The organism is Mycobacterium sp. IS-1556 (assembly GCF_001499985.1).
In the GTDB taxonomy this organism is placed as follows: Bacteria; Actinomycetota; Actinomycetes; order Mycobacteriales; family Mycobacteriaceae; genus Mycobacterium.
Genome location: NZ_LQIM01000002.1, coordinates 99919 through 115594, shown reverse-complemented (window position 1 = coordinate 115594; position 15676 = coordinate 99919). Strand labels below are relative to the sequence as shown.

Sequence of the window (15676 nt, the reverse complement as noted above, 5' to 3'; positions counted from 1 at the left end):
TTCGCGCATGATTTCAGTCTGGGCGGGAGTCAGAGCGCGATGTGTCCGGTCAGGAGACCTCGACCTGCTCCGCGGGCTCCGGAGCCTCGAGCAGTTCGACGATCCGTTCGCTGACGGCCGCCGCGGTCGGGTATTCCCACAGCAGCGTCGGCGGCAACGACAAGCCGGTCTGCTTCTCCAGCTGACGCAGCAGCCCGACCGTCATGATCGAGTCGACGCCGACCTCCACCAACGGCAGAGCGGTGTCGACGTCGCCCTCCGACACGCCCAACTGCGCGGCGACCGCGGCAGCGACGACCTGTCCGACGCGCGTCGGGTCGGCGTCGATCAGGCCGACCGGCGGTGGTCCCCCGCTGTCGCACTCGTCGGTGTCCGTCGGCGACACGTCGGCAAGCATCGGCACCGAGGCGGCGGCCGGAAGCAGCGGCAGCACAACGACGTTCGGCTCGTCATGTCGCATCGCGAGGTCCAACGCCCGCATCGCCTCGTCCGCCCCGACGGTGTCCATGCCCAGCGCGTCCAATTGCGCGGCGACGAAGCCGGACGTCGAACCCATGCCCAAGCCTCGCCACGCGGTCCAGGCGATGCTGACGGTGCGGTCACCGAGATTGCGTCGGTGCCGCGCCATCACGTCGAGGAACGAGTTCGCGCACGCGTACGCGCCCTGACCCGGGAAACCCGCCAGGTAGCCACACGACGAGAACAGCACCAGCCAGTCCAGCTGTTCGGGTGGGAACACCTCGTGCAGGGTCAGCGTGCCGTCGACCTTGGGGCGCATCGCCGCGGTGAAGTCGTCCGGCGTGGTGTTCACCAGCAGCGCGCCGGCCTCGACACCGGCCGCGTGGATCACCCCGCGCACCGGCGGCAGGTCGCGCAGCGCGGCGCGCAGCGTGTCGGCGGCGCAGGGCGCTGCGATGTCCATCGCGACCACGCGCACGGAGACCCCCCGCTCCTCGAGCGCCGCGACGGTGCGCACCAACTCCGAATCCGCTTGCCACTGCGAGCGGTCCGGCATACCGCGACGCGACAGCAAGACCAGGCGGCGCGCGCCGATGTCGGCCAACCGCTGCGCCATCCGCAATCCGAGCACCCCGGTGCCGCCGGTGATCACATACGTGCCGCCTGCCGAGCACTGCAACGGCGCACCGGATCCCCGACCCGCATGCGCCAGGCGCGCCGACTGTGCGACGCCGTCGCGCAGCACCAAGACGGGATGGCCGTGCACAGAGGCCAGCACGCCGAGCGGAAGCCGATCGTCGGCCACGTCGAGCACCCCGCCGAACACTTTCGGGTGTTCGGCGGCGGCGACCCTGGCCAACCCCCACAGCGGCGCATGTGCCACGTTCGCGCCCTCGTGCACGCCACGGGTGAGCACCCACATCCGCGCCTCGGCGCCGTGGTCGAGCAGCGCCCGCAGCGTCTGCATCACCAGGCCGACCGACCGCTCCGGCGAGTCGTGGCTGCGCGGAAGCACCAGCACCACGGCATCGCGATCCAATGACTCTGCAGCACAAGCGAGTTCGCCCGCGTCGTCGTGCAGCACGTAAGGCACCTCTGCTGCGGACAGGTCGCGCGCCACGAACCCGCGGGTGGCGGTGTCACCGCCGACGACCACGACGGCTCGCGGCCGGCCGTCCGGTCGCCATGACACCGGTTGCCACGACACGTGATGCAGCATCCGGGACACGTCGCTGCCGGAGGGGTTCTCGAGTTGCTCGAAGGACATCCCGGTCAGTGAGGCGAGCACCTTGCCGGATTCCTCGGCGAGCAACACGTCGGTCGAGGTGGTGCCCGGCCTTCGTCGAACATGCAGCAGCGCAACGGCGGGCGGTTGCCCGTGCACCCGGACCCGGTCGATGCGGGCGGGCATCCGCAGCCGTGGCGGGCCGTCGAAGACCGTGGAGGCCGCGGACGTCGCGGCGTCCAGCAGCGGGGCCCAGGTTTCCGGCGCCGCGTGGTCAGCGCGAGCGGCCACCTTGGCGAGCAGTTCGCCGTCGCCACCGTCCAATTCGAGGATTTCCCAGTCGAATCCCATCGCGGCGACGCCGAGCGTGGCGAGGGTATCGACGACGTGACTCGAGGGCAGCCGATCGCGACACCGCTCGCGGGCGGCGGGCTCGTCGAGCACCTCGCCCAGGAGGTCTTCGATGTCGTCATCGGCGGCGGCCACCGCGCTGCTGTGGGTGAGCCAGCCGCCGTCGTCGGACTCGTCGTCGTTGTCGACCAGCCGCGTGGCCAGGCTCAGCCCGCGGTCCTGCAGGACGACCTGCACGTCGCGGGCCCGCCCCGGCGCCACCGGGGTGCGCAGCCGGACGTCGACGAGGTCTGCGCCCGCGCGGTCGCAACGCACATCCAACTCTGCGGCCGCGCCCAGGAAGGTGTTGACGATGACGGCCGCCGGCACGATCTCGGTGCCTTTCACCGGATGGTTGCCCGGGTACGGGCGGGTGTCCAGGTCGACCCGGGTCTGCCACATCTTCGACGCCACCGCGCCGGTCACCTCTGTCCGGCCACCGAGCAGAGTGTGGCTCTCGACGTCATGCACGCCGCGGCCACCCGGCGGTGGTGTCGGGGTGCGCCAGAACCGCCGGTGCTGCCACTGGGTCACCGGCAGGTCAGCCGCCCACGGTGCAGCCGGCAGGCCGGGATCGACCGGCGCGCCGTAGCAGTGCAGCGCAGCCACCGCCGTTGCCACCGAACGCATTTCAGGCCGCTCCCGCCGCAGCAGCGGGACGACGGCGTGCTGGTCGGCACCGGCAGCGGTGAGTGTCTCGGCGATCGAGTGCGCCACCACCGGATGCGCCGAAACCTCGAGGAACAGCCGGTGCCCGTCCTCGACCGCGGCCGAGACCGCTTCGGCGAACCGCACCCGGTCTCGCAGATTCGCCACCCAGTAGTGCTGGTCGCGGCGTGCCGCAGACCGTGGGTCGGCCAACGCCGTTGTGTAAAGCCTGGTTTCGGGTTGCCGCGGCGGGGGCAGCTGGGCGGTGAGGCGGCCGAGCTCGCCGGTGAGCGCGTCCATCGCGGGGCTGTGGAACGCGACGTCGGTGTTGACCCGCCGCACCATCACGCCTTGATCGGTCCACTCCTGGCAGATGTCGTCGACGGCGCCAGTCATGCCGGAGATCACCGTCGACTCCGGCGACGCGCTGATCGCGGCCACCACATCGGTTCGTCCGGCCAGCCGCCGATCGGCCTCGCCGAACGGAAGGCGCACCAGCGCCATGGCGCCCTGTCCCATCACCGACCGGAAACCCCGGGCGCGGTAACACGCCACCGCGGCGCCGACCGTCAGGTCGAACACCCCCGCGGTGACGCATGCGGCGACCTCCCCGACCGAGTGACCGATCACCGCCGCCGGTGTGACGCCGCGGGCCCGCAGCATCGTGGCCAGGCCGACCTGCATCGCGAAGGTCAACGCCTGCACCCGGTCTGTACCACCGAGGTGCCCGGTGGTCAGCGCCTCCCGCGCCGAGAACCCGAGCTCGGCGGTGAACACCGGGTCGATGGTGTCCACCACGTCGGCGAATTCCGGTGCTGTGGCGAGCAATTCGCGACCCATACCGGCCCAGTGCGAGCCGTGGCCGGAGAACACCCAGACCGCGCCGGCGGCTGCGGCGGGCAGCGCCGTCCCGGTCACCACGGCGGCATCCGGTTCGTCGTCGGCCAGGGCGGCCAAGCGCGCGGCCACCCCGGCCACGTCGTCCACATCGTCGGCGACCACCGCGGCGCGGACCGGCTCGTGCGAGCGGCGCGTCCACAGGGTGGCCGCGACCTCGGCCAGCGGTGGCGGATCGCTTCGCAGGTACTGCGCGAGCGCACCCGCCTGGCTGCGCAAGCGGGCGGTGCTGCGGGCCGAGACCGGGATGACCATGGGACACTGCGGGTTTCGAGCGGGCTCGGCGGCGGCTCGTCTGGTCGGCGTCTCCTCGAGGAGCACGTGTGCGATGGTGCCGCCGTAGCCGTAGCTGCAGACCGCGGCGCGCCTGGGCGCATCGCCGGCACCGTCCCACGGCTCGACCTGCGTCGGTACCCGCAACCCGCTTTCGGCCCAGTCCACCGCGGGCGTCAGCGAGGTGAGGCCCGCGGTCGGCGGGATGGTCCGGTGATGCAGCGTCAGCGCGGCCTTGATGAGCCCGATGACTCCGGCGCCACCTTCGAGGTGGCCGACGTTGGGCTTGACCGACCCGATACGGCACTTCTCGTCGGCAGGTCTGTCCACTCCGTAGACCGATGCGAGTGCCCGCACCTCGGTGGGGTCGCCGGACGGTGTGCCGGTGCCGTGCGCCTCGATGAAACCGACGCTCGCGGGAGCGATGCCGGCGAATTGGCAAGCGCGTCGGAACATCTCGGCCTGCGCTTCGCCGTTGGGCGACATGATGCCGACAGTGCGACCGTCCTGCGCGACGGCGCCGCCCCGCACGACCGCGTACACGTGGTCGCCGTCGCGGATTGCGTCGGCGAGACGCTTGAGCACCACCACGCCCGCGCCTTCGCCGCGTCCGTAGCCGTCCGCGGCGGCGTCGAAGGTCTTGCAGCGGCCGTCGGGGGCCGTCGCACCCGCTACGTCGAGCACCCGGGTCAGCCCCGGCCCGATCAACGCACTGACCCCGCCCGCCAGCGCCAGCGACGTCTCACCGGTGTTCAGCATCTGGCACGCCTGGTGCACGGCGACCAGCGAAGCGGCGCATGCGGCGTCGAGAGCCACGCTGGGGCCGCGCAAGTCGAGCAGGTGAGACACCCGGTTGGCGATGCCGCACAGCGACGTGCCGATCCCGGTCCACGCTTCGATACCGGGCAGGTCCTCCATGATCAGCTTGCCGTAATCGTCGGAGTTGACGCCCATCAGCACGGCGGTGTCGCTGCCCGCCAACGACTTCGGCTGGACACCGGCGTGTTCGAGCGCCTCCCAGCTCACCTCGAGCGCCAGCCGCTGCTGGGGGTCCATCAGCTCCGCCTCACGCGGTGACACCCCGAAGAACTCGGCGTCGAAGCCGGGCAGGTCGTCGAGGAACGTTCCCCATCGCGTGACGTCCTTGAGCACCGCGGCGTTGCGCGGGTCGCGGCGAAGATAGGGCTCCCAGCGTTCCTCCGGCACCTCGCGGATGTCGCTGCCACCGTCGAGCAGGAAGTTCCAGAACTGTTCGGGCGTTCCGATCGAACCGGCCACCCGGCAGCCCAACCCGATGATCGCGATCGGCTCGGGTCGGGTGGAGTCGTCGGTTGAGGCGTCGGTGTGGGTCACGTCAGGTGAGTCCCGGACTCTGGATAGCCTTGCCTAAGAATCCACACGCCATGGCCGCAATACTGGCATATCCGGGCTGGTTTTTGTGATCTACGCGGGCTGCTCGGAGGTGGTGCCGGTCACGTTGCGGGCACTCGCCGCATTTAGTCGAGCAGGTCGCGGACCACGGCGTCGGCCAGCAGGCGGCCGCGGTCGGTGAGCGCCAGCCGCTTGTCCACCGGGGTCAGCAGGCCGTCGGCGACGGCGGTGTCGGCCCGCCGCCGTTCGGATTGGGTCAGCAAGCTCGTCGGCAGCCCGTCGCGCAGCCGCACCCGCAGCATCACATCCTCGATGTGCATGGTTTCGGCGTCGAGTTGCTCACAGTCGGCCACCGGCAGCCGGCCGTCGGCCAGCATCTGCGCATAGGTGTTGGGATGCTTGACGTTCCACCATCGGACCGCGCCGACGAAGCCGTGCGCTCCCGGCCCGGCGCCCCACCACTGGCCGCCGTTCCAGTAGCCGATGTTGTGCAGGCATTCACCGCCCGGCCGACTCCAGTTGGAGACCTCGTACCAATCGAAACCGGCGTCCGTCAGGCGGGCGTCGAGCAGCTCGTAGCGGCGGGCCAGCACGTCGTCGTCGGGCGGTGCGAGCTCGCCGCGGCGCACCCGACGGGCCATCGCGGTGCCATCCTCGACGACCAGCGCGTAGGCCGAGACGTGATCGACGCCGGCCTCCACGACCGTGTCGACCGAGCGCAGCAGATCGTCGTCGGACTCCCCCGGCGTGCCGTAGATGAGGTCGAGGTTGACGTGCTCGAATCCGGCCGCCCGGGCTTCCCGCGCCGCACCGAGCGCCCGCCCCGGCGAATGTGTGCGGTCCAGCGTCGCCAGCACATGGGGCGCCGCCGACTGCATCCCCAGCGACACCCGGGTGTACCCGGCCTCGCGCAGCTGGTCGAACAGCGGCGGCGACGTCGACTCGGGGTTGGCCTCGGTGGTGACCTCGGCGTCGGGCGCCAGCGGGAAATGCGTGCGCACGGCGTCGAGCACCGCGGCCAGGCCCGCGCCGCCCAGCAGGGACGGCGTGCCACCGCCGACGAACACGGTGTCGACCCGCGGCGCGCTGCCCAGCCGCTGAGCCGCCGACGTCAGCTCGGCACGCAACGCGACCAGCCACTGGCCGGGGTCGGCGCCGCCCAGCTCGGCGGGGGTGTAGGTGTTGAAGTCGCAGTAACCGCAGCGGGTCGCGCAGAACGGCACGTGGATGTAGACACCGAACGGCCGCCCCGGCGTCGGCGTGACGACCGGTAACTCGGCCGACGAGCGCTCGCGCGAGGAGCGTCCAGTCGGTGCCGCGGTTCGGGTCATGCAAGCGATTGTCCGCCTGGCCGCGACATTGCCGCCACGCAGGCGCCTCCTCGTACTTCTGCTGCGTGATTGCCGCCTCGCTGCCCGGTTTCTGCTCACCGTGACCGTAAATTCTGCCCGGTTAGGGCATATGTCGGTGTCCGTGGCACAATTGGGCACGTGACCGCCGTCCGCATCTTCCCCCAGCGTGTAGCCCTGGTGGCGCGGCGGCATGTCGATTTCAAGCGCGTGTGTAGCTGTTGTTGTCTGCCCTGACGCTTGATCCTTAGGACCCAGCCCACCCCGAATTTCAGCTGGCCGCCGGATCTGCGCCGCCGGACAGCCCCGGTGATGACGCGCGATCCGGCTCCACAGAGGAGCCACGACCATGACCACAGCGGAAACCAAGCCGAAGCCCGCCAAACGCCCCCGCGCCGAGGGCCAGTGGAAACTCGGCTACCGCGAACCGCTCAACGCCAACGAGCAGCTGAAAAAGGACGATGACGCGCTCAACGTGCGCGCCCGCATCGTCGACATCTACTCCAAGACCGGCTTCGACGGCATCGACAAGACCGACCTGCGCGGCCGCTTCCGTTGGATGGGCCTGTACACCCAGCGTGAGCAGGGCTACGACGGCACCTGGACCGGCGACGAGAACGCCGACCTGCTCGAGGCCAAGTACTTCATGATGCGGGTGCGCTGCGACGGCAAGGCCCTCACCGCCGCCGCGCTGCGCACGCTGGGCGAGATCTCCACCGAGTTCGCCCGCGACACCGCCGACATCTCCGACCGGATGAACCTGCAGTATCACTGGCTCGAGATCGAGAACGTGCCCGAGATCTGGGATCGGCTGGCCGCTCACGGGCTGCAGACCACCGAGGCCTGCGGGGACTGCCCGCGCGGGATGCTGGGCTCGCCGCTGGCGGGCTTGTCCCTCGACGAGGTGCTCGATCCGACGCCTGCGCTCGACGAGATCGTGCGTCGCTACATCGGCAATCCCGAGTACTCGAACCTGCCCCGCAAGTACAAGACCGCGATCTCCGGATTGCAGGACGTCGCCCACGAGGTCAACGACGTCTCCTTCATCGGGGTCGACCATCCCGAACACGGGCCGGGGCTCGATCTGTGGGTGGGCGGCGGCCTGTCCACCAACCCGATGCTGGCGCAGCGACTCGGCGCGTGGGTTCCGCTCGACGAGGTGCCCGACGTGTGGGAGGCCGTAACCGCGGTGTTCCGCGACTACGGGTACCGGCGGCTGCGGTCCAAGGCCCGGTTGAAGTTCCTGATCAAGGACTGGGGCGTAGAAAAGTTCCGCCAGGTGCTCGAGGACGAGTACCTCGGGCGCAAGCTCATCGACGGGCCCGCCCCCGAACCGGTCAAGCACCCGATCGACCACGTCGGCATCCAGAAGCTCAAGAACGGGCGCAACGCCGTGGGTGTCGCGCCGGTCGCGGGCCGCGTGTCCGGCACGATCCTGCGGAAGGTCGCCGATCTGGCCGAAGCGGCGGGCTCGGACCGCATCCGCTTCACGCCCTATCAGAAGCTGATCATCCTCGATGTGCCCGACGACAAGGTCGACGAACTGGCGGCCGGTCTCGAGGCGCTCGGGTTGCCGCCGCAGCCGTCGCACTGGCGCAAGAACCTGATGGCCTGCACCGGTATCGAGTTCTGCAAACTGTCGTTCACCGAGACGCGTACCCGGGCCCAGGGGCTGGTGCCGGAGCTGGAGAAGCGGCTCGAGGACATCAACGCCCAGCTCGACGTGCCGATCACGATCAACATCAACGGCTGCCCGAACTCGTGCGCGCGCATCCAGGTCGCCGACATCGGCTTCAAGGGCCAGATGGTCGACGACGGCAACGGCGGTTCGGTCGAGGGTTTCCAGGTGCACCTGGGCGGCAGCCTCGGCCTGGACAGCGGTTTCGGCCGCAAGCTGCGCCAGCACAAGGTGCTGTCTTCTGAGCTCGGTGACTACATCGACCGTGTCGTCCGAAACTTCGTGAAACAAAGAGAACAGGGCGAGCGTTTCGCTACGTGGGCACTACGAGCAGACGAGGCGGACCTGAGGTGACGGAGTTGATGAACGAGACCGACCTGCAGGCATTGGCCGAGCGCGGTGCGGCCGAACTCGACGGGGCCAGCGCGCTCGACCTGCTGCGCTGGACCGATGAGAACTTCGGCGACAGCTACATCGTGGCGTCGAACATGCAGGATGCGGTGCTCGTCGACCTGGCCGCCAAGGTGCGCCCGGGTGTCGACGTCCTGTTTCTCGACACCGGATACCACTTCGTGGAGACCATCGGCACCCGCGACGCCGTCGAGGCGGTCTACGACGTCAACGTCGTCAATGTCAGACCGGAGCACAGCGTGGCCGAGCAGGACGAGTTGTTCGGCAAGGACCTGTTCGCCCGCGAGCCCAACGAGTGCTGCCGGATGCGCAAGGTGGAGCCGCTGTCGGCGGCGCTGCGCGGATACTCCGCATGGGTCACCGGCATCCGCCGGGTCGAGGCACCCACGCGCGCCAACGCTCCACTGATCAGCTGGGACAAGGCATTCGGCCTGGTGAAGATCAACCCGCTGGCGGCCTGGACCGATGAGGACATGCAGGCCTATATCGATGCCAACAGCGTGCTCGTCAATCCGCTTGTGGACGAAGGCTATCCGTCGATCGGCTGCGCGCCGTGCACGGCGAAGCCGGTCGAGGGCGCCGATCCGCGCAGTGGCCGGTGGGCGGGCACCGGCAAGATCGAATGCGGGCTGCACGCGTCGTGACGGTGCTTGCACCAACCCGTCGCGCTCTGGTGCTGACGGCCCACGGCAGCGCCGATCCCCGGTCGGCGGCGGTGACACATGCGGTCGCGGGCCGCATTCGACGGCTGCGGCCGTGGCTCGACGTCCGGGCGGCATTCCTCGAACAGAACGGGCCGTACCTGACTGACACGTTGCGTGGGCTGGACGGCCCCGGCATCGTCGTCCCGTTGCTGCTCGCCGACGCCTATCACGCGCGCATCGACATCCCCACCGTCATCGAGGAGTCCGGTGCAGTGGTGGACCGGGCCGACGTTCTCGGCGAGGACCCGGCCTTGATGACGGTGTTCCGCCGGCGCCTCGCCGAGGCCGGGGTCTCCCCCGATGACGACGGCCTCGGGGTGATCGTCGTCGCGGTCGGCACCTCCAGGGAAGCCGCCAACGCACGCACCGCCACGGTGGCGCACACCCTCGGCACTGGAACTCGTTGGCGCGGAACTCAGATCGCGTTCGCCACCGGCGCCTACCCCGGCGTCGCCGACGCCGCGGAGCGGCTGCGCGCCGACGGCGCCGAGCGCCTCGTCATCGCCCCCTGGTTCTTGGCGCACGGCCGCATCACCGACCGGGTGAGGGCGTACGCTGCAGCGAACGGCATTGCGATGGCCGAACCGCTGGGCTCGCACAACCTGGTCGCCGCAACGGTGCTGGACCGCTTCGACGCGGTGGTCGCCGAGGACCTCGTCGCGGCGTAGCCGCTCAGCGACTCGTCGTCGTCGGCGGTGTGTCGGCCATCGGTAGTTCGGTGTCGGCGGGAATCGACGGCACGCGGGTGGCGCGCACGTACACGGTGTCGCCTTCACGCAGTCCGAGCGCCTCGGCGTCGCCGCGGGTGATCTGCGCGGTGAACGGCGTCTGCGTTGCGGCGTTGGTCAATTCGACGCGAACTTCGAAGCCCAGCATGACGATCCGGTCGATGACCGCGCGCACCACGCCGGTGCTCTGCACCGAGTCGTCGGTCGAGGCGATCGCCATCTCGGGATTGCGCCCCACCCGGATGTCGTGCGGGCGCACCAGGGCTCCGTTCAACGACGACACCGCGCCGAGGAACGACATCACGAACGCATTCGCCGGCTCGTCGTAAACCTGCGTCGGCGAACCGATCTGCTCGATGCGGCCCTTGTTGAGCACCGCGATCCGGTCGGCGACGTCGAGGGCCTCGGACTGGTCGTGGGTGACCAGCACGGTCGTCACGTGCACCTCGTCGTGCAGGCGCCGCAGCCACGCCCGCAGATCCTCGCGCACCTTGGCGTCCAACGCGCCGAACGGCTCGTCGAGCAGCAGCACCTGCGGGTCCACTGCGAGCGCGCGGGCAAGCGCCATGCGCTGACGCTGACCGCCGGAGAGCTGGTTCGGGTAGCGGGTCTGAAAACCCGCCAGCCCAACGACTTCCAGGAGGTTGTCGACCTTTTCGGCGATCTCGGCCTTCGGCCGCTTGCGAATCTTGAGTCCGAACGCGACGTTGTCGCGGACGGTGAGGTGCTTGAACGCGGCATAGTGCTGGAAGACGAAACCGATACCGCGTCGCTGCGGCGGAATCTTGGTCACGTCACGGCCGTTGATCGTGATCGTGCCACTGTCGGGCTGGTCCAGCCCGGCGATCGCGCGCAGCAGGGTGGACTTGCCCGAACCGCTGGGACCCAGCAGCGCGGTGAGCGAGCCGGCGGGCACGTCGAAGTCGACGTTGTCGAGCGCGGCGAAGTCGCCGTAGCGCTTGTTGGCGCCCTGTACGGTGATCGCGTTCGGCACAGCCGTCGTCTCCTGTTCTACTCGGTCGTCTTCTGGCGGCGGGCGTCGAGAATCACCTGGGCGATCAACACGATCACCGCCACCGCCATCAGCAGCGTCGAGATCGCGTAGGCACCGTATTCCGCGCCGCGCGCATGGCGATCGGACACCAGCAGGGTCAGCGTCTGCGAGGTGCCCGGCAGGTTCGACGACACCATGATCACCGCGCCGTACTCGCCGAGGGTACGGGCGACCGTCAGCACCACGCCGTACATCAGGCCCCATTTGATGGAGGGCAGGGTGACCCGCCAGAACGTCTGCCACGAGCTGGAACCCAGCGTCGATGCCGCCTCTTCCTGGTCGGTGCCCAGCTCGTGCAGGACGGGTTCGACCTCGCGAATGACGTACGGGACCGTGACGAAGATGCTCGCCAACACGATGCCCGGCAAGCCGAAGATGATCTTGAGCCCGAGGTTGTTCTCGACGAAGCCGAACGCTCCCGCGCTGCCCCACAACAGGATCAATGCGACACCGACCACCACCGGAGACACCGCGAATGGCAGGTCGATGACCGCCTGGAGCAGGCTCTTGCCGCGAAACCGGTTGCGCGCCAGCACCAATGCCGTCGGCACCCCGAAGATGACGTTGAGTGGGACCACGATCGCGACCACCAGCAGCGAGAGCTGCAGCGCCGAGATCGCCGCCGGTGTGGTGATCGACTCGACGAAGGTGCCGATGCCGGGAGCGAACGTGCGCCACAGGATCAGCCCGACCGGCACGACCAGCAGGACCAGCAGGTAGCCGAGCGCGACGAAGCGCAACACGTATCGCGCCGCGGCTGAGAGAATCATGTCTCGAGCTCCTGGCGCTTGGCGGCCCGGGCCCCGACGGTGCGCAGGATGAACAACACGACGAAGGAAAACGACAGCAGCACAATGGAAACCGCGGCGGCCCCGGTCCGGTCGTCGAATTCGATGAGGGTCCTTATGTACTGGGAGGACACCTCGGTCTCCCCCGGCACCGCTCCGCCGATCAGCACGACGGAGCCGTACTCGCCGATCGCGCGCGAGAACGCCAGGCCGGTCCCCGACAGCAGCGACGGCAGCAGCGCGGGCAGGATCACCAGCCGGAAGATGGTGAAGTTGTCGGCGCCCAGCGACGCAGCGGCCTCCTCCACTTCCCGGTCCAATTCGAGCAGCACCGGCTGCACCGAGCGCACCACGAACGGGAGCGTGACGAACAGCAGCGCGGTGGCCACTCCCCACTTCGTGTGCTGGATGTGCACCCCGACCGGGCTGTTCGGGCCGTAGAGCGCGAGCATCACCAGGCTGGCGACGATGGTGGGCAGCGCGAACGGCAAGTCGATGATCGCGTCGACCAGCCGCTTTCCGGGGAAGTCGTCGCGGGTGAGCACCCAGGCGACCAGCAGGCCGAAGAACAGGTTCACCACCGCGACAAGCGTCGAGATCGTCAACGTCACGCGAAACGATTCCAGCGCCGCGTTGGACGTCACCGCCTCCCAGAACGCCGCCCACCCGCCGCCCGCGGACTGCCAGACGATCGCGGCCAGCGGCAGCAGCACGATCACCGACAGCCACGTCGTCGCGACGCCGACACGCAGCCGAGTGCTGCCGTACCGGCCGGCGAAGACGCCGGGGCCAAGCGCAGCTGTCATCCGGTCGCCTGTTTGTAAATCTTCGTGATCGAGCCGTTGTCCTTGTCGAACAATGCCGGATCGACGGCGCTCCAGCCACCCAGGTCGGCGATCGTCCACAGCTTCTGCGGGGCCGGGAAGTCGTCCGCGAAGTCCTCGGCGACCGCCGGATCGACCGGCCGGAAACCGGCCTGCGCCCAGATCTTCTGGGCCTCCGGGGTGTAGAGGAAGTTCTTCAGCGCGTTCGCCTTGTCCTGGTGCGCGCTGGAGGTCACCACCGCGACGGGATTCTCGATCTTGAACGTCTGCGGAGGGTTGACGTGTTCGACGGGCTTGCCCTGCCGCTCTATGTTGATCGCCTCGTTCTCATAGCTGAGCAGCACGTCGCCGGTGCCCTGCAGGAACAGGTCGCTGGCCTCTCGGCCCGACGTCGGCCTGGTCTTGATGTGTTCGGTGACGAGCTGGTTCACGAACTCGAGGCCGGCCTGCGGGTTCTGGCCGCCGTTGCTCTTGGCGGCATACGGCGCCAACAGGTTCCACTTCGCCGAACCGGAACTCAACGGGCTGGGGCTGACCACTTCGAGCCCGGGTTGCAGAAGGTCGTCCCAGTCCTTGATGTTCTTCGGGTTGCCCTCGCGGACAACCAGGGAAACCACCGAGCCGAAGGGGATGCCCTTCGTGACGCCGGCGTTCCAGTCCTCGGCGACCTTGCCCGCCTTCACCAGCCGGGTGATGTCGGGTTCGACCGAGAAGTTCACGACGTCGGCGGGTTTGCCGTCGACCACCGCGCGCGACTGATCACCCGACGCACCGTAGGACGTCGTGACCGCCACGCCGTCACCTTCCTCGCTGGCCGCGAACGCCGGAAGGATCTTGCTCCAGCCGGGTTCGGGCACGGCATAGGCGACGAGCGTCAGGGTGGTTTCGGCGTCGCCACCCTGCCGGTCCCCGCCCGGCACATCGCTCGACCCGCCTCCGCACGCGACGAGCAGGGTCGCGGTGGTCGCGAGCGCCGCGGCGGCGCGCCAGGAGGTGCGGATGTTGCCCATCGGTGACCTTTCGTTGGGGGATTTCGACGGAATCCGTTCCGACGGAAAGGCGATGGATCGGCACGAGGGCGCCATGCCACAGCCGTCACCGACACCGAACCGCGGACGGGTAGGGAGTCAGCAACAACAACAGACATCGGCGACAGCGCTCGAACCCACGGCAATGAGGGCCAGCACATGGCCGCTCTTGTTGCCGGACGCTGTTTGCATGGCGCGAAGCCTAACAGAGTTGGCGCAACCCGCCCGGTGTGGGATTCGCAGGTGTCACCGGGTGACCAGCCACATGACGAGCACCAGGATCACCAGGATGACGAGCACCAGCGTCACCCGCGATCGGGGCATCCCGCCGCTCACCGGTCGACGTCACCATCGTCGTGGCGAATGTGGCGCACCAACCTGATCCCGTTGCCAAGCGCGCCGTCGAGCACGACCGCGACGCCGTAGGCCAGGGCGAGCACCACCGGCATCACCACCGCGGTCTGGGCGACGAACGGCAGGCCGGAGAGCCACAGCTCGACGCCGTCCCACCAACTGAGGAAGCCACCCACACGGCCAGCCTAGGCGATGCGAAGATGACCTCGTGCCTGCTGAGCGCACCACCTGCGTCGTTGTCGGCGGCGGCCCGGCCGGCGTGATGCTCGGGCTGTTGCTCGCCCGCGCCGGCGTCGAGGTCACGGTGATGGAGAAGCACGCCGATTTCCTTCGCGACTTCCGCGGTGACACGGTGCACGCCAGCACGCTGCGACTGCTCGACGAGTTGGGGCTGTCCGACGAGTTCGCCGCGGTGCCGCACCGCGAGATCGACACGTTGGCGATGACCGTGCAAGGTATGCAGTTTGCGATGGATCTGCGACGTATTCCCGGTCCGCACAAGCACATTGCGCTGGTCCCGCAGTGGGACTTCCTCGAACTGCTGGCGTCGGCCGCCGAACGGGAGCCGTCCTTCACTCTGCTGCGCAGCACCGAGGTGCTGGGGCCGGTCTGTGAGGACGGTGTCGTTGCCGGAGTCCGTTACCGGGGCGCCGACGGCGAGGTCCGCGAGATGCATGCGGCGCTGACCGTCGCCTGCGACGGGCGGTCTTCGACGATGCGCACCGCGATGGGTCTGACACCGAAAAACTTCGGCGTGCCGATGGACGTCTGGTGGTTCCGGGTGTCCCGCGACGCCGACGATCCGCACGGCCTCGCCGGCGTGCTCGGTGCGGGGCACGCCCAGATCGTCATCGACCGCGGCGACTATTTCCAGTGCGCGTATGTCATCCCCAAGGGCCGCGACGAGCAGCTACGCGCGAAGGGCATCGAGTCGTTGCATCGCGCTGTGGTGGCCCTGGTGCCGTGGCTGGCCGACCGCGTCGGCGCGGTGACATCGTTCGACGACGTGAAACTGCTCGATGTGCAACTCAACCGGCTCAGACGCTGGTACACCGATGGTTTGCTGCTGATCGGTGACGCTGCCCATGCGATGTCGCCGGTGGGCGGCGTCGGGATCAACCTCGCGGTGGCCGACGCCGTCGCGGCGGGGCGGATCCTGGCCGGCCCGTTGCGCTCGGGAACGCTGTCCACCAGGCATCTGGCGCGTGTGCAGGCCCGGCGATGGCTGCCGACGGCGCTGATCCAGTCGGTCCAGAAGCTGATCCACCGGCGCGTCATCGCGGTCGCGGTCACGTCAACAGGACCGGCCGATCCGCCTCTGCTGGTGCGCGCCGCCGCCAGGCTGCCGTTGCTGCGGAGGGTGGCCGCCTACGGCGTCGCGATCGGGCCCCTGCCCGAACGCGTCCCGGCCTTTGCCCGCCGCTGACAGCGCGAGGCGCGCGGCTACCCGGCCGATGAGTAGACGCCGGACACATCGGCAGTCGATGATGTCGGC

At 69.2% G+C, this 15676-nt stretch carries 13 protein-coding genes; 5 read left to right on the top strand and 8 right to left on the bottom strand.

The genetic code is table 11. From position 1 onward, the window contains the following. Positions 1 to 49 precede the first annotated feature (49 nt). Together AU187_RS03645 and hemW are read right to left on the bottom strand one after the other, a co-directional pair. Complete coding sequence (locus AU187_RS03645) at positions 50 to 5245, bottom strand: type I polyketide synthase (protein WP_059166243.1); 5196 nt, start codon at positions 5243 to 5245, stop codon at positions 50 to 52. Positions 5246 to 5388: 143 nt separating this feature from the next. Then, positions 5389 to 6594: a radical SAM family heme chaperone HemW gene (gene hemW, locus AU187_RS03640; protein WP_059102432.1), complete on the bottom strand. Its 1206-nt coding sequence runs from the start codon at positions 6592 to 6594 to the stop codon at positions 5389 to 5391. Positions 6595 to 6753: 159 nt separating this feature from the next. Between hemW and AU187_RS26120 the strand changes: the two genes are divergently transcribed. From AU187_RS26120 to AU187_RS03625, 4 genes are all read left to right on the top strand, one after another. Then, the gene (locus tag AU187_RS26120; protein WP_353612186.1) at positions 6754 to 6849 is read left to right on the top strand and encodes an Ms4527A family Cys-rich leader peptide; all 96 of its coding nucleotides are present in this window, start codon (positions 6754 to 6756) and stop codon (positions 6847 to 6849) included. Between the two features lie 112 nt (positions 6850 to 6961). Beyond that, complete coding sequence (locus AU187_RS03635) at positions 6962 to 8644, top strand: nitrite/sulfite reductase (RefSeq protein WP_059102431.1); 1683 nt, start codon at positions 6962 to 6964, stop codon at positions 8642 to 8644. 8 nt (positions 8645 to 8652) lie between these two features. Beyond that, complete coding sequence (locus AU187_RS03630; protein WP_059102495.1) at positions 8653 to 9345, top strand: phosphoadenylyl-sulfate reductase; 693 nt, start codon at positions 8653 to 8655, stop codon at positions 9343 to 9345. Further along, entirely contained in the window at positions 9324 to 10073 is a 750-nt protein-coding gene (locus tag AU187_RS03625; RefSeq protein ID WP_059102430.1) for a sirohydrochlorin chelatase, read from the top strand. The genes AU187_RS03630 and AU187_RS03625 overlap by 22 nt, the downstream gene beginning before the upstream one ends. A gap of 4 nt (positions 10074 to 10077) precedes the next feature. Here the strand turns inward: AU187_RS03625 and AU187_RS03620 are convergent, their stop codons facing one another. The 6 genes from AU187_RS03620 to AU187_RS03600 all read right to left on the bottom strand — a co-directional run bounded on the left by AU187_RS03620 (position 10078) and on the right by AU187_RS03600 (position 14357). Next, a complete protein-coding gene (locus tag AU187_RS03620; RefSeq protein ID WP_059102429.1) occupies positions 10078 to 11127 on the bottom strand; it encodes a sulfate/molybdate ABC transporter ATP-binding protein in 1050 nt (349 codons plus the stop codon). Between the two features lie 17 nt (positions 11128 to 11144). Then, a complete protein-coding gene (cysW, locus tag AU187_RS03615) occupies positions 11145 to 11957 on the bottom strand; it encodes a sulfate ABC transporter permease subunit CysW (RefSeq protein ID WP_059102428.1) in 813 nt (270 codons plus the stop codon). After that, positions 11954 to 12781 carry a sulfate ABC transporter permease subunit CysT gene (gene cysT, locus AU187_RS03610; protein WP_059102427.1) on the bottom strand — a complete coding sequence of 276 codons (828 nt, stop codon included), beginning with the start codon at positions 12779 to 12781 and terminating at the stop codon, positions 11954 to 11956. The genes cysW and cysT overlap by 4 nt, the downstream gene beginning before the upstream one ends. Further along, positions 12778 to 13809 (bottom strand): sulfate ABC transporter substrate-binding protein, encoded by a 1032-nt coding sequence (locus AU187_RS03605; protein WP_059102426.1) that lies wholly within the window; start codon positions 13807 to 13809, stop codon positions 12778 to 12780. Before AU187_RS03605 ends, cysT begins: the two co-directional genes overlap by 4 nt. A gap of 117 nt (positions 13810 to 13926) precedes the next feature. Beyond that, positions 13927 to 14019, bottom strand: coding sequence for an Ms4533A family Cys-rich leader peptide (locus AU187_RS26115; RefSeq protein WP_353612117.1), 93 nt, complete (start codon positions 14017 to 14019; stop codon positions 13927 to 13929). A gap of 140 nt (positions 14020 to 14159) precedes the next feature. Beyond that, complete coding sequence (locus AU187_RS03600; RefSeq protein WP_059102425.1) at positions 14160 to 14357, bottom strand: hypothetical protein; 198 nt, start codon at positions 14355 to 14357, stop codon at positions 14160 to 14162. 32 nt (positions 14358 to 14389) lie between these two features. On the opposite strand from AU187_RS03600, the gene AU187_RS03595 reads away from it, so the two are divergent. After that, a complete protein-coding gene (locus tag AU187_RS03595; RefSeq protein ID WP_059102424.1) occupies positions 14390 to 15607 on the top strand; it encodes an FAD-dependent oxidoreductase in 1218 nt (405 codons plus the stop codon). Positions 15608 to 15676: the final 69 nt, after the last annotated feature.